At 62.9% G+C, this 14,132-nt stretch carries 16 protein-coding genes; 8 read left to right on the top strand and 8 right to left on the bottom strand.

What is annotated here, in order from left to right; all coding sequences use genetic code 11:
- Window position 1: 1 nt before the first annotated feature.
- Window positions 2-673, bottom strand: a complete 672-nt coding sequence (locus CHU95_RS18500; protein ID WP_094457785.1) for an HAD-IA family hydrolase — start codon at window positions 671-673, stop codon at window positions 2-4.
- 191 nt (window positions 674-864) lie between these two features.
- On the opposite strand from CHU95_RS18500, the gene CHU95_RS18495 reads away from it, so the two are divergent.
- Window positions 865-1,905 (top strand): BMP family ABC transporter substrate-binding protein, encoded by a 1,041-nt coding sequence (locus CHU95_RS18495; protein WP_165772255.1) that lies wholly within the window; start codon window positions 865-867, stop codon window positions 1,903-1,905.
- Between the two features lie 73 nt (window positions 1,906-1,978).
- Here CHU95_RS18495 and CHU95_RS18490 read toward each other — a convergent pair whose 3' ends face one another.
- Genes CHU95_RS18490 through CHU95_RS18480 form a run of 3 tightly spaced genes read right to left on the bottom strand, consistent with a single transcriptional unit; the run spans window position 1,979 to window position 4,265 of the window.
- A complete protein-coding gene (locus CHU95_RS18490) occupies window positions 1,979-3,013 on the bottom strand; it encodes an RluA family pseudouridine synthase (RefSeq protein ID WP_094457783.1) in 1,035 nt (344 codons plus the stop codon).
- Window positions 3,010-3,390 (bottom strand): fluoride efflux transporter CrcB, encoded by a 381-nt coding sequence (gene crcB, locus CHU95_RS18485; protein WP_094457782.1) that lies wholly within the window; start codon window positions 3,388-3,390, stop codon window positions 3,010-3,012. The genes CHU95_RS18490 and crcB overlap by 4 nt, the downstream gene beginning before the upstream one ends.
- Window positions 3,387-4,265 carry a hypothetical protein gene (locus CHU95_RS18480; RefSeq protein WP_094457781.1) on the bottom strand — a complete coding sequence of 293 codons (879 nt, stop codon included), beginning with the start codon at window positions 4,263-4,265 and terminating at the stop codon, window positions 3,387-3,389. The genes crcB and CHU95_RS18480 overlap by 4 nt, the downstream gene beginning before the upstream one ends.
- Before the next feature lie 69 nt (window positions 4,266-4,334).
- On the opposite strand from CHU95_RS18480, the gene CHU95_RS18475 reads away from it, so the two are divergent.
- Window positions 4,335-4,814, top strand: coding sequence for a glutathione peroxidase (locus CHU95_RS18475; RefSeq protein ID WP_094457780.1), 480 nt, complete (start codon window positions 4,335-4,337; stop codon window positions 4,812-4,814).
- A gap of 5 nt (window positions 4,815-4,819) precedes the next feature.
- Here the strand turns inward: CHU95_RS18475 and dgt are convergent, their stop codons facing one another.
- The gene (dgt, locus tag CHU95_RS18470) at window positions 4,820-6,142 is read right to left on the bottom strand and encodes a dGTP triphosphohydrolase (protein WP_094457779.1); all 1,323 of its coding nucleotides are present in this window, start codon (window positions 6,140-6,142) and stop codon (window positions 4,820-4,822) included.
- 105 nt (window positions 6,143-6,247) lie between these two features.
- On the opposite strand from dgt, the gene erpA reads away from it, so the two are divergent.
- From erpA to CHU95_RS18455, 3 genes are all read left to right on the top strand, one after another.
- Window positions 6,248-6,628 (top strand): iron-sulfur cluster insertion protein ErpA, encoded by a 381-nt coding sequence (erpA, locus tag CHU95_RS18465; RefSeq protein WP_094457778.1) that lies wholly within the window; start codon window positions 6,248-6,250, stop codon window positions 6,626-6,628.
- A gap of 83 nt (window positions 6,629-6,711) precedes the next feature.
- Window positions 6,712-7,485 (top strand): exodeoxyribonuclease III, encoded by a 774-nt coding sequence (gene xth / locus CHU95_RS18460; protein WP_094457777.1) that lies wholly within the window; start codon window positions 6,712-6,714, stop codon window positions 7,483-7,485.
- Between the two features lie 40 nt (window positions 7,486-7,525).
- The gene (locus CHU95_RS18455; RefSeq protein ID WP_094457776.1) at window positions 7,526-8,617 is read left to right on the top strand and encodes an isoaspartyl peptidase/L-asparaginase family protein; all 1,092 of its coding nucleotides are present in this window, start codon (window positions 7,526-7,528) and stop codon (window positions 8,615-8,617) included.
- Window positions 8,618-8,626: 9 nt separating this feature from the next.
- Here the strand turns inward: CHU95_RS18455 and CHU95_RS18450 are convergent, their stop codons facing one another.
- Complete coding sequence (locus CHU95_RS18450) at window positions 8,627-9,463, bottom strand: cell envelope integrity EipB family protein (RefSeq protein ID WP_165772254.1); 837 nt, start codon at window positions 9,461-9,463, stop codon at window positions 8,627-8,629.
- A gap of 269 nt (window positions 9,464-9,732) precedes the next feature.
- Here CHU95_RS18450 and CHU95_RS18445 point away from each other — a divergent pair, with 269 nt between their 5' ends.
- The 3 genes from CHU95_RS18445 (at window position 9,733) to uxuA (ending at window position 12,463) form a co-directional block, all read left to right on the top strand.
- Complete coding sequence (locus tag CHU95_RS18445; protein ID WP_245838387.1) at window positions 9,733-10,503, top strand: GGDEF domain-containing protein; 771 nt, start codon at window positions 9,733-9,735, stop codon at window positions 10,501-10,503.
- 126 nt (window positions 10,504-10,629) lie between these two features.
- On the top strand, window positions 10,630-10,986 hold the full coding sequence (locus tag CHU95_RS18440) for a group III truncated hemoglobin (protein WP_094457774.1): 357 nt from the start codon (window positions 10,630-10,632) through the stop codon (window positions 10,984-10,986).
- A gap of 301 nt (window positions 10,987-11,287) precedes the next feature.
- The gene (uxuA, locus tag CHU95_RS18435; RefSeq protein ID WP_094457773.1) at window positions 11,288-12,463 is read left to right on the top strand and encodes a mannonate dehydratase; all 1,176 of its coding nucleotides are present in this window, start codon (window positions 11,288-11,290) and stop codon (window positions 12,461-12,463) included.
- Between the two features lie 9 nt (window positions 12,464-12,472).
- Here uxuA and CHU95_RS18430 read toward each other — a convergent pair whose 3' ends face one another.
- Complete coding sequence (locus CHU95_RS18430) at window positions 12,473-12,955, bottom strand: cupin domain-containing protein (RefSeq protein ID WP_094457772.1); 483 nt, start codon at window positions 12,953-12,955, stop codon at window positions 12,473-12,475.
- The gene (locus CHU95_RS18425; RefSeq protein ID WP_165772253.1) at window positions 12,952-14,121 is read right to left on the bottom strand and encodes an MFS transporter; all 1,170 of its coding nucleotides are present in this window, start codon (window positions 14,119-14,121) and stop codon (window positions 12,952-12,954) included. The genes CHU95_RS18430 and CHU95_RS18425 overlap by 4 nt, the downstream gene beginning before the upstream one ends.
- Window positions 14,122-14,132: the final 11 nt, after the last annotated feature.

Genomic DNA, 14,132 nt, shown 5'->3' with positions numbered 1-14,132 from the left:
CTCAATCCCTGACCAGCAGGCCCCTCACCGCGTCGGGAAGGGCAGCATATTCCTGCACCAGAAGGTCGGCACCGGCCGCCAGCAATTCCGCACCGTCATGATAGCCCCAGGCAACCCCGATGGACCTGACACGGGCATTCCGGGCCATCAGGATATCGAAACTGGTATCACCGATCACCACTGTGCCTGCGGCATCCGCCCCGCTTTCGGCCAGGGCCGCAAAAACCATGTCGGGGCTGGGCTTACCGGCGACCCGGTCGCTGGTCTGCAGGGTGACGAAACGGTGGGCCAGCCCATGATGGGCCAAGGTGGCGTCCAATCCGCGACGGCTTTTGCCAGTGGCAATGCCAAGCAGGAAACCCGCCGCTTCCAGCGCATCCAGCGCGGCAACCACACCGTCAAACAATGGTTCCGAATGGGTACCGGCCAGACGGTTGCGATAAAAGGCTGCCTTGTAGGCTTCAGAGATCGCCTCGTGCGTCGTCACGGACAAGGTCGGCGCCAGCCGCGCCACCGCATCGACCAGGGGCAACCCAACCACGCGCCGCACATCACGGGCCGCAGGCGGCGGCAGACCCTGATCCGCGAAACCGGCTTCCATGGCAGCCACAATGGCGTGCTGACTATCCACCAGCGTGCCGTCACAATCAAACAGGGCGAGTTTCAACGACATCTATCCGTATGCACTGAGCGCTTCCGAAGCGTCTGTGCTACTCCCTGTTGATATCGGAGTCGATAGGCAGCAAGGCATGTGGCGCATGCCAGTCGGCAGAACCGGATCAATGACGGCCGCGACCAATGTCGAAATGTCAACTATTGCCCCATAGCCTTTGGCGCGATTACCCAGGAAACGCCCACCGGAGCATGCGGTCTGTCCTGTGCCTCTTCCTTCTGGCCTGCTGCCTTCTGGTGTCGCCCGCTCGGGCCGTCACCGATTTCGGCGTTATCTATAGTGGCCAGAAGGATGACCGGGTGTTCAATTCGATGGTGGTCAGCGCCATCGGCCGCTTTGAATATCAGGACAAGGTGAATTTCCGCCAACGGGTCATAGTTGAACAGCAGGACAGTGCGGATGCCATCCGCGCCTTTGTCGAACGGGGGATCACCACCCTGGTGCTGGTTGGGTTCATCCATGAACAGGCATTGCAGGAAATGGCGCCGCGTTACCCGCATGCCCGTTTCACCATCATTGATGGCAATGTGACAGCGAGCAATGTCCGGGCTATCCGCTTTCGCGAACAGGAAGCGGGGTTTCTGGCCGGGATGGCGGCTGCCTATGCCAGCCGTGCGGCACGGGTGGGTTTCATCGGTGCTGTTGCCACACCGCCGGTGCAACGGTTCGGCTGCGGCTTTATTCAAGGCGTCAAGCAGGCACGCCCTATGCCAGTGCTTGCCCGGTACATGACCACCAACATGGACGGATTCCGGGACCGGCGTCTGGCCCGCAATGTGGCCTCCGACATGCTGGCAGAGGGGGCTGACGTGATATTTCCCGCCGCCGGCCTTGCCAGCCGTGATGCCCTGCTGGCCGCTGCCCAGGCCGGCAAATACGGGATCGGTGTCGACAGTGACCAGGAAGACTTGGCCCCCGGCCATATCGTCACCACCGCCGTGAAACGGATCGACGTCGCCGTCACGGTCGCCCTGCGGGAGTTGATCGACGGCACCTGGAAACCGGGCAATATCGAGATGGGGATTGCCGAAGGTGGTGTGGACTGGGTCCGCACCGGTGCTGACCGTTTCCTGTCCGAACAGCAGATCAGCGCGATCGAGGCGGCAAAGGCCAAAATTACCGCCGGCCGTCTGAAGGTGGTTGCGCGGGAACCCGCCTGCGAGCAGCACGGGGTCATACCGGAACCCTCTGGCGGCAGGAGCGACGGGGGTCCTTCCATCCCGTCCCCGTGATCGGAACCGATCACCGGGCATATATCAGCGGCATTCCCCCGTTCCGATCGGTTCTACCCATCCGGATGCAGCGTCAATCCAGGGCCAGGAAAGGGTCTTCCTTCAAATTGGCGCTGAACCCGAAATAGTCCCAGGCGCCTTTCATATGCTCCGGCAAGGGCGCGGTTACGTCGATGGTGCCACCGCGTGGATGCGGAATGATGATGCGGCGGGCATGCAGATGCATCTGCCGCTTCATGTCCGCCCCATCAATGAAAGCCTTCTGCCCAGCATATTTACCATCGCCCAGAATGGGCGTGCCGATGGCATTCATATGGACGCGCAACTGATGCGTGCGGCCCGTGCGGGGCCACAGGGCCACAAAAGCCGCCTTGCGGTGAGCATGTTCCAGAACGGTGTAGTAGGATTGGGCGCGCTGGCCGTTGCGTTCATCGACCATCATCCGTTCGCCGCCCGCCGCCATCTCCTTGCCGATGGACAGGTCGATGCGGCCCTGGTGCGGTTCCGGTACGCCCACCGTGATGGCCCAGTAGATCTTGCGCGCATCCCGGCCCCGGAAACTCTCCGTCAGGCGTGTGGCGGCAAAGGCGTTACGGGCCAGAACCAGGCAACCGCTGGTATCCTTGTCCAGCCGATGAACCAGTTTGGGCCGGCCCGGCGCATCGAACTTTAAAAGGTCCAGCATGGCGTCCAGATGCTTGGCCTGCCCCGTCCCGCCCTGCACGGCCATGCCTGCCGGCTTGTCCAACACGATAACATCGGCATCGCGATAAAGGACGCACGCGCGCAACGCTGCCACTTCCTTGTCACTGAACAGCGGCTTCGCGGGCTTTGCGGCCGCCTCATGCCCCTCTGTCGGTGCCGGGGCGACGTCGGGCAATGGCGGGATACGGACGGTCTGGCCCGTTATCAGGCGGGTATTGGCGTCGGCGCGCTTGCCATCCACCCGCACCTGTCCCGTGCGCAACAGCTTTTGCAGCACGCCATGGCCCACCTGCGGGTAATGCCGCTTGAACCAGCGGTCCAGGCGGATATCGGCCTCATCCTCGGCCACCAGTTTGGTCTCTACGATCTTTGCAGGACCGCGCGCTTCACCGGCATCGTTCATGCCGTCACCATCCGTACCAGATAAAGCCCGGCGAACAGCCCGCCGATGCCGATAATCAAGGACGACAGCACATAGGCCGCCGCCCCACCCAATTCCCCCCGTTCGAGCATCATCGCCACGTCCAGGGAGAAGGTGGAAAAGGTCGTGAACCCGCCGAGGATGCCCACCGTCAGAAAGGCGCGAACCTCCGCCGGGGGCGACCAAGCCTGGGCCATCAGGGCGACCAGCAATCCCATGACGAAGGAACCAACGATATTCACCGTCAGCGTCGCCCAGGGAAAGCCAACACCAAACAGCCGACCGAACCACAGCCCTGTCAGATACCGCGCCACGGAGCCGAACGCACCACCGATTGCGACATAGAACACCATCTTCATGCGCCGACCCCGAAAATCCAGCCCTCGCGCCGGGCGATGTCGGGCGTCATCCCCACCGGCGTCCAGGCCGATGCCTGTCCCGCCAGCCGCGACAGCCCCGCCGCCGTGATGATGGCATCGCCGATATGATCGTCAAACTGTTCCGGCAGATCCGGCGACAAGGTACAGTCGAAATGCGCCACAGCGTTGGCCATGGCTGCCCGACCCGTGATTTTACGCACCCCGCCCAGCGCCTGTTTGCGAAACAGGGTGGGGTAGATTTCCACCACCGCACTTTGCCCCGGCGCTGGCTGTTCGGCCGGCCACACCGCCAGCCTGTCCCCGGTCAGGGTGCGCAGCCGCTTCAAGGTGCGCATGCCCGCCAGCGAGGCCTTGCCCACCTGCTTGGCCGCCGCGGCCAGCTTGAACAGCGACACAGGCGTGCCGGCCCCCGTCTCTGCCGCCACCACCTCCACCCGCCGCCGCTTGGTGGCGCCATCGCCCCAATGGGCGGGCGTCGGGCCATTAATCCAGAAACTGGGGAACAGGCGTGGGTCGTGTACGGCGGCACCGGCGAAATCATCGTCCCCGTCGCCGCTGGCCTGATCCACCAGATCCCACAGGGCGAACATGTCGGTGACATCCGGCACGCGGCCATCCAGATAGCCCACCCCCTCCACCCAGGGCATGGCGAATCCAAAATCGAACCCGGCCAGGATGCGGCGGCCCGACGCAATTTCGGCGGCGATCCAGTCGGCCACCTTCTGCCGGCGCCAATAACGATCACAGGGCCAGACCGGGCGGACAAGGCCAGCCTTGTCACAGGCGGCCACGGCCACGGCGCGGGCCGGCTGTGCCCCGGTCCAGTCGATGCCTAAGAAAAGATCGAATTCCATCCCCGCCCCACATTGCCAACCGACCCCGCCCCGTCGCATCATCGCGCACGGATCAACAGGAGTGTGTCGATGACCAGCCTCTATGACTTCAGCGCCAGAACGCTTGACGGCAAAAATGTGTCCCTGGGTGACTGGCGCGGCAAGGTCATGCTGATTGTGAATACCGCGTCGAAATGCGGTTTCACCTATCAATATCAGGGGCTGGAGGCGTTACACCGGGATTATGCAGCGCGCGGTTTGGTGGTCTTGGGCTTCCCCTGCAACCAGTTCGGCAAGCAGGAACCGGGTGACGCGGCGGAAATCGCCAATTTCTGCTCGCTCACCTATGACGTCACCTTCCCGATGTTCGCCAAGATCGACGTCAATGGCGACAATGCCCACCCGCTTTATCAGTGGATCACCAAGGAAAAGCGGGGTTTCCTGGGTAGCAGCCGGATCAAATGGAACTTCACGAAGTTCCTGGCGGACCGGTCGGGCAAGGTGGTTGGACGGTACGGCCCGACCACGAAGCCCGAGGCGCTGAAGGCAGCGATCGAAGGGCTATTGTAACCCCCTCACCCCGCGATCAACTGCGCCTGCCGGATGGCGAAACGGTCGGTCATGCCGGCGATGTAGTCCATCAAGGACCGCGTCCAGCCGGCGCGGTCATAGGGGATTTGCCGGATGCCGGGCACAGTTTCCAGCAGCGACGCAAAACGCCGGGGCAGCTCTCCGCCCGGACCCGCCTTCTCCCGCGTCAGCAAGGCCTCGCCATAGGCATCCAGCAGGGTGGTGACGGTGCGGGCAGCGACGATATCGGTCTCGCAGCGTTGCTGCCCGCGGTAAATCTGGGTGTAGGAGACGTCGGAGATTTCTTTCAGCGCATCGGTCCGCTCAATCATCTTCAGCAACGGCCCCACCGGCTTGCCGTCCATAATGTCGGGCAGCTTGTCCAGGAAGGCGGCAGCGGCATCGGTGACCAACCGGTCAATGGCGCGGGCGCGCAGATAGATCAGGCGGCGATCCTCATCCTCGATCCCCTCATACTCCGCCCGGTCCCAATCAATCAGCGGTTCCAACAGTTCCTCTGCATCGGCGAAGGATAGCATGCGCATCTTCACCGCATCCTCGATATCCACAACGGAGTAACAGGCATCGTCCGCCGCCTCCACCAGATAGGCCAGCGGATGGCGGCACCAGGCGTCGCGCCCCGTGGGGATCAGGCCTAGTTGACCCGCCACCTCTGCCATCAGATCCGTTTCGCTGCCCAGAAATCCATATTTGCGCTTATGGGGCCGTTCTTCGCCGGGGAAGGCCGGGGCGGCCCAGGGATATTTGCCATAGGTACCCAGTGTGGCCGCCGTCAGCTGCAGCCCGCCCTGGGCGCGCCAGCCCTGAAGCCGGGACAGGACGCGGAAGCCCTGGGCATTGCCCTCGAAATTCGACAATTCGGCCGCCTGTTGCCCATCGACACCCGACAGGATTTCGCGGCCCAGCGCGGTGCCCGCGAACCAGTCCGAAATCACATCCTCCCCGGTATGGGCAAAGCAGGGCGTTCCCAGATCATGGGCCAGGGCGCCCGCCGCCACGACATCGCCAATATCGGCGGCACTGGCCGGGACGGCATCCTGCCCATAGCGCTGGATGATCTCTGCACCGGCCCAACTGCCCAGCGACCGTCCAACACGGGCGGCCTCCATCGAATGGGTCAGACGGGAGCGCACATAATCCGACCCCCCGATGCCATGCACCTGCTGCTTGTCCGACAGGCGTCGGAAGCTGGTGGAGAAGGTGATACGGTCAATATCGATCTCAAAGGCGCTGCGATAGGGCAGTTCCGGTGCCAATCCGTCCTTGGCCAGACGTTTGCGGGACAACAGGGACTGCCAACGCATCATCGCGGTATCTCCAGCGCATGCCATGCCCGCCTTTGACGGACACGCCTTCGCCGCTTACATAGGGTGTAAGCGTTTGTCCAGTCGTTAGCAGGCAGGAACCATTCAATGACCATCCCATCGGCCACCACGGGCGAGACCAGCACCCCACCGCCCAGCACCCGCGCCATGACCCTGTCCGACAGTGCCGCCCGGCGCATCGCCAAGCTGGCGGTGTTGGAAGGCAATCCAGACCAGATGTTGCGTCTGACGGTCTCTGGCGGCGGCTGTTCGGGTTTCCAGTACGGTTTCACCTTCGACACGGTCACCAACGATGATGACCACGTCTTTGCCAAGGATACGGCCAAACTTGTTGTCGACGATGTCTCTCTCGACCTGCTGGCCGGGGCCGAGTTGGATTTCGTCGAGGATCTGATGGGCAGCTATTTCAAGGTCATCAATCCCAACGCCGCGTCCTCATGCGGCTGCGGCACCTCATTTTCGGTTTAGTCACCCTGACCGGTGGTCGCCCATCGGCTGCCACCGCCGGGCACGACCCCGTCCGGCAGCTCAACGGATAAGGCAGCAGCATCGTGAAGATCGCCACCTGGAACGTGAATTCCGCCAAGGCCCGCCTGCCTAACACCACGCAATGGCTGATTGAGGCCGCACCCGACGTGGTGCTGTTCCAGGAGATCAAGTGTGAAACGGCCGCCTTTCCGGCAGCAGCGTTTGAAGAACTGGGCTACCAGGTCCATGCCGTGGGCCAAAAGGCCTATAACGGTGTCGCCATCCTGTCGAAAATGCCGGTCAGTGACCTGATCACGCGCTTGCCGGGCGAGCCGGAGGATGAGCAGGCCCGTTATGTTGAAGGCACGGTGAATGGCGTGCGGATCGCCAGCCTTTATCTGCCCAATGGCAATCCGGTGGACACCGAGAAATACCCTTACAAGCTGCGCTGGATGGATCGGCTGCGTCAGCACGCGGCGGACTTGTTGGGGGGCGGCCAGCCGGTCGTCCTGGGCGGTGATTACAATGTCATTCCGGGGCCTGAGGATGTTTACGATCCCGTCGGCTGGCGCGACGACGCCTTGTTCCGGCAGGAAACACGACTGAAGTTCCAGGAGATCCTGGCGCTGGGTTACACGGAGGCATTTCGCACCCTGCATCCGGGCCTCATTCCCGCCTACAGCTTCTGGGACTATCAGGCCGGTGCCTGGCCCCGAAACAATGGCCTGCGCATCGACCATTTCCTGTTGTCCCCGCAAGCCGCCGACCGGCTTGTGGCGTGCGAGATCGACAAGGGGCCGCGGGGCAAGGAAAAAGCCTCCGACCATACACCGGTCATCCTGACGCTGGGCCAATGATCGCCCAACCCGACTGTTCCGCTTGAAGGAGAAGCCCGCCATGAAGCGACCGGCCCGCCCTGTCCATCTTGCCCTGCTGCTGGCCGCGCTGGGTCTTTCGGGCTGCGCTGGCCAACCGCGCGCACAAACGACAGAACCGGTCGCCCGCCCCGCCTGGGCACTGGCCATCCATGGCGGGGCCGGGGTAATGGATCGGGAAACCATGGGTCCGGAGACGGAGGCTGCCTATCGTGCCGCCCTCCAGGCCGCGCTGGACCGAGGCCGCGCTGTGCTGGACACGGGCGGAACCGCGCTTGATGCCGTGGTCGCCGTGGTTACCGGACTGGAGGATGATCCGCAGTTCAACGCTGGCAAGGGCGCGGTCTTCACCGCCGATGGCCGTAACGAACTGGACGCCGCGATCATGGAGGGCGCCACGTTGAAGGCCGGAGCCGTTGCCGGCATCACGGGAACCAAAAACCCCATCACCCTGGCCCGTGCAGTGATGGAGAAATCTCCCCATGTGATGCTGATCGGGGCCGGCGCGGAAAAGTTTGGGCAGCAGGCAGGGGTGGAGCAGGCCGATGCCGCGTGGTTCTTTACCGAACGGCGCTGGCAGTCCCTGAAGAAGACCTTGACCGAACGGGGGCTGCCCATCCCGGCACGACCGGCGGGTGTGGGGCCGGAACCCTCACCGGTCGCCGCCGCCGACATGCCGTTCGAGGATCGCAAATATGGCACTGTTGGGGTGGTGGCGCTGGACCGCGCCGGCCATGTCGCGGCTGGCACCTCGACCGGCGGCACCACAGCCAAGCTGTGGGGTCGGGTGGGCGATGTGCCCATCATCGGCGCCGGCACCTATGCCAATGACCGATCCTGTGCCGTGTCAGCCACCGGTACCGGTGAATATTTCATTCGCCTGGGTGTGGCCCGCGCCATCTGTGATCTGGTCGAACTGAAGGGCCTGTCATTGCAGCAGGCCGCCGACGACGTGATCCAGACGCGGCTGACGGCATTGGGGGGTGATGGCGGTGTTGTCGCCGTCACGCCCGACGGTCAGTTGGCCTGGTCCTTCAATACGTCCGGCATGTACCGCGCCCGTCAGGTGGCGGGCGGTCCGCCAGTGATCGGCATTTTCAAGGGCGAACCCTGAGGCCGTTGGTCAGCAGGGTGGCTTGATGGCCTTTTCCAGCGTTTCCAGTTCCATGGAGACGCGGAAATCGCCGTAATCGACCAACATCGACCGAACCACGCCGTTTTCCTGCAAAACCATGTTGGTCTCGTAATCCGGCAGCGGCTCACCCGGATTGATGGGGAAAAAGGCCAACGACACCTGCCAGGCCTTTGCAGCCAGCAGATCGGCATCCTTGACCTTCATGGCGGCTGGCGACCGCAGCTTGCCGACGATGGTATTGACCGGGCTGGCACCCTCGGCCTCGGCCCCGTCAAACACCGGCACGGAGAAAAGGTTTTCCTGCGAACCCGCCTGTTTGAGGACACGCAACGTGTGGGCGGTGGGAAACATGGTGCCCGCCTTCAACGGCATGGTCCGGCTTTCCGGTTTGTCATAGCGGACATTGCCACCGTCGCGTCCATCCAATGTGGCCCCGCCAGACAGTTCCTCGTCCACTTCCCCATTGACCAGTTTGCGCACATTAAAGCGATAGGCTGATCCGTCCTTCGCCTCCCATGTGGCATAATTGGTGATCAGATTCATGTCTTCCCCTTCGGCATAGGAGAAGCGGACCTGGAAGCGCTGATCAATGGTCCAACCATCACAGGCGTCGTTCCAGGAAAAGGTCATCTGGCCACTGACATCCGTGATACCGCTTTGCAGCCGTGCATGATCCAGTGTCAGCCGATAGGTGGCCTTATGCGGTGCGATATCGATGGCGGACCGCGCCTGGGCCGGCACGATGCTCGCCCCGCCCAGCAGCAGGGCCAGCGCAAAAGCGGTAACGCGGCGGGTGGATCGGCGGAGAGGGGCAGAAACGGTCACGGCGGGCACAAGCCTGAATCGTGGCAAAGAAACCCTATCTTGCGCCGCCCGGCGTCGCACCGCAACGGCCATTCGCACCATACGATGGCATGCTTTGCCGCGCGGCAGCATCTGCCCCACCGGCGTCCGCCCGCCCGGCAAGAACTGCCGCCAGGCAGGGGAGCAGTGCCGGCTAGAACAACACAACACACTGTTTTTAAATAACTTTCCCGGTGGCACGCTCATTGCTGGTTTCCCCGACGAGCAATAGCCCTTTGGGGGAGAAGACCATGAGCCCGTTCGATACAGTCCCGACCCGTCCCATGACGATGTCCAGGGGTGTGGACCGTGCCCTGTCCTTCCCCACGCCCCCCTCCGCACCACAAGGTTCAGTCAACAGCCTGCAATCCCTGGCGCGCTCCGTGGTCGGCGGTCTGGGAGGGACCGTCTCGCCCGACCTGGGGCCGGTGTCGATCAATGCGGATACCTATGTGTATCTGTTGCAGGACACGATCATGCGCCTGCGGGAGGCGGAAGCAAAAATCGCAGAGCAGAAGGAACGAATCGAACATCTCGAAACACTGTCCATGACGGACGAGTTGACCGGGCTGTTGAACCGTCGTGGTTTTGTTGAGGCTTTCCGGCGTGAGTTAGCCTCTGTCCGGCGCACAGGTATGGGGGGTGTCCTGGTGATCATCGATCTGGACGGGTTCAAGCAGATCAATGATACCTATGGCCACCTGTGCGGTGATTGGTATCTGCGACAGTCAGCGCGCGCCTTAAGAGACAATGTCCGCGCCCATGACATTGTGGCCCGGTTCGGGGGCGACGAATTCGCCGTGTTGCTGACCCATACGGATCCGACCCAAGGCCTTGCGCGCGCTGAGACGCTGTCGACCACCTTCAACGCCACTGCCTGCCAGTGGCAGATGAACCGCCTGCCCCTGCGCGGCAGTTTCGGTACGCATCCCTTCACCGGCGCGGACCTGGAAGAGGATGTGATCCGTCGGGCTGATGCTGGTATGTACCGGGCCAAGCGCCGGAACAAGAATACAGGCTGAACGCGACCGCCAGCCCATCCCCCCATCGCTGCCCCGTGACAATCTGCGCACCGGGAATAAGCTGCATTCTATTTGCATCTTATTTCCGGTGCGCTCATCCTTGGGGTCCGAACGGGGAGTGACGCCATGGACGAGAGACAACTGGCCCATCTGGTTGAGAGGTTCTATGCCAAGGTTCGCCAGGACCCAGCACTGGGACCGATTTTTAACGACGCCATTGGCGATTGGGATCATCACCTGAACCTGCTGACCGATTTCTGGTCGTCGGTCATGCTGGCCAGCGGGCAGTATAAGGGCAACCCGATGGCTGCCCACCTGCGTCACCGTGCACGACTGACGCCCGCCCTTTTCGCTCTTTGGCTGAACCTGTGGGACGAGACGGCGAAAGACGTGTTGTCCCCCCAGGATGCAGCAGCCATCCGTGCCACCGCTGATCGCATCGCCCGCAGCCTGCAACTGGGTCTTCAGCATATCGCTGCCTGAACACCGCATCCGATCGCCGCGCACTGGCATTACCAATAGCGATCAAAGGCCGATATCTGCATTGGCTGCATAAAAAGTACGGCAACAAAGCCTGGGCTGAGCCCCGCTGCCCCGACGATTCCGCTGGCACAAATCCTGTCTCACAGGCTATTACCGCTAACATAAGCATGCCCCAGGGTTGTTTCGCCCTATTGGCCTGACCAATATCCATGATACTGGCCATATGGATGATCACCCTTGGCATTGCAGCGGATGGCATGCTTGGCCGGTTGGAAACGGGACGGTGACGAGGATCGTGGCTATGTTGATGACCCAAACGATGCGCTGGTTCGGTCCCACCGATCCGGTGCGCCTTGTCGATATCCGGCAGGCCGGCGCCACCGGCATCGTGACCGCCCTGCATGAAGTGCCGAATGGGGCGGTGTGGACAATCGATGCGATCCAGGCCCGCAAACAGATGATCGAACAAGCGGGCCTGACCTGGGAGGTGGTGGAAAGCGTTCCGGTCCATGAAGGCATCAAGCAGGCTGGCCCCGACTGGCCGGCCTTGATCGACAGCTACTGTCAGACCCTGCGCCATCTAGGAGATTGCGGCATCCGGGTGGTGACATACAATTTTATGCCGCTATTGGACTGGACCCGCACCGACCTGGCCTTTGCCCTGCCGGACGGCGCCTTGGCGCTGCGGTTTGATTGGGACGCCGTCGCCGCCTATGACCAGTATATTCTGCAACGACCGGGCGCGGCGGCGGACTATGCGCACGATGTCCGGGCGCGGGCCCTGCGGCTGTATGAGAGGCTGACAGCGGCTGAACGGCGCAGCCTGGAACGAACCATCATCGCCGGCCTGCCAGGCAGTGAAGAAAGTTTCACATCGACCCAGTTCCTGGCCGCGATCAACACTTACCGTGACATCAGCGCCGCGACGCTGCGCCGAAACCATGTCCGTTTCCTGGAAGCGGTGTGTCCGGCGGCGGAGGCGGCCGGGGTGCGGTTGGTCGTCCATCCCGACGACCCACCCTTCCCCATCTTCGGTCTGCCCCGCGTGGTCAGCACTGAAGCGGATGTTACGCACCTGTTCCAGCAAGTACCCAGTGCAGCCAACGGCCTGTGCTTTTGCGCGGGTTCGTTCGGCGCCCGGCCGGATAATGATTTGCCGGGCATGGTCCGCCGGCTGGGAGACCGGATCGGTTTTGTGCATCTGCGCTCGGTACAGCGCGAAGCGGATGGCGTGTCGTTCCATGAAGCCGCCCATCTGGAGGGCGATGCCAACATGGCGGCCATCGTTGCTGCCCTGTGCGATGTTGCGGACAGTCAGGCGCGCAGCATCCCGATGCGGCCAGACCATGGTCATCAGATGCTGGACGATCTGCATAAGGTGACCAATCCCGGCTATTCACTGCTGGGCCGCATGCGCGGGCTGGCGGAATTGCGGGGACTGGAACGGGGCATCCGCTACGCGCGCGACCGTCACTAAGGACAACGATCAGGGGTGGATTTCGGGCAGGATACGCCCGCCCACCATCACCGGTTTGGCTTCGATCAGGATGAAAGCAATGCGGCAGACCTGATCGGGCGACGGGTTTCGCCACAGATGGTTGGTGGCCCGCTGGACAACGATATCACCCACCGACAGCGCCGTCACCGACCCGTCATCCAACTCCAGTTCCAGATCGCCGGACAGGATGATGCCGTAATCGATGGACCAGGACCGGTGCAGCGGGGAGGCCCGACCCGGCAGCATATCGACGATGCGGATCACGGAACCACCCTGCAACGTCTTGCCTGCCGACAGCAGGCCGTCGGTCCCGGCATTCAGATCCACCGGTACGGTAGGCGTGGCCCAGACCAGTTGAAAGGCTGCATCTCCCGTGTCGATCAGGCAGGGGGTCAGCGTGTCGATGGTCCGGATGACGGACAAGCCCTGTTCGTCATGGCCGGTGACAATGCGGCGAAAGGACGAGGTCATGCCGCTCTCCAACCCGACCGGAACAGCAGAAGCAGCGACAACAGCCCGACCACAAGTGCTCCGGCAGCGATGACCGGGAAGGCATCAATGGTCCCGCCCGTGGCCGCCGCCAGGGCAGGCACGACCAAGGCGGACAGAAACTGTCCGATGGCAAAACTGGATTGCCAGATGCCCATGCCCCGGCCCCGCACCTCGAACGCCAGAGCCGACATGGCCCAGGTCAGCAACGTGGGCAGCAGCAGGCCCGCCGCTACCTGCCCGACAAAGGCCGACGCGATAAACCAGGTGGAGTCAGGAGCCTGTGCCATCGCCAGGAAGGCGGCCGCCATGAGCGCAAATTCCACACCCAGCAGCAGGCGCACATCCCGCTTTGCCACGGTCCAGAAGATCAAGCTGCCCAACGGCGTGCCGATGCTGGCGATGGCGGAGAACAAGCCAATCTTCGCCGGATCCGTGACACCAAAGCCCGGCAGGACGGTGCTGACATTGATCTGGATTGTATAGAACAGGATGGCCGCCAAGACGGTGGTGACCGAGGTCAGCAACACATGCCGCCCTGGCAAGGCCGACCAGCCAGGCACCTGCCGTTCCACCCGTGCCGGTTCGCGGACCAGCAGCAACACGCCCAGTGCCATGGGCCAAGCCAGCCCATAGATGGCAAACGGTGCCTGCCAGCCCTCCCGCCCCAGAAGCCCGCCCAGTGCCAGGAACACCAAGGCGGAGACCGACGCCACCGCCGTCTGCGATGACAGCCAGCGTTCTCGTGCCTGCCCGGTGAACAGGTCCCCGATCAAGGTTGTGCTGAGTGTCATGATCAGCGCCTCACAAATCCCGACCACCAGCCGGCTGGCCAAGATCTGATAAATGTCCGACAGGACCATCGGGACCATGCCGGCCAAACCATAGACCAGCATGGCGCCGATCAGCAGTCGCTTGCGCCCCAGCCGATCACCCAGCATCCCCGCCAGGGGGGAGAACAGGGCGATGCACAGGCCCGGCAGGGTCAACAATACCGGCACCAGGAATTCAACCCCCGGCACATCGGCAAAGGCCTGCATCATCTGGGGTGCCACTGGCACCAGCAGCAGAATACCCATCACGGCAGAGGTGGCGGGCAACAGCAGCGCCAACCCCTGGGCAAAACCCGCCTTCACACCCTGTTCCATACCCATCCCCG

Origin of the sequence: Niveispirillum lacus (assembly GCF_002251795.1) — a bacterium.
GTDB lineage: Bacteria > Pseudomonadota > Alphaproteobacteria > Azospirillales > Azospirillaceae > Niveispirillum > Niveispirillum lacus.
This window is presented reverse-complemented; position numbering and strand designations above follow the sequence as displayed.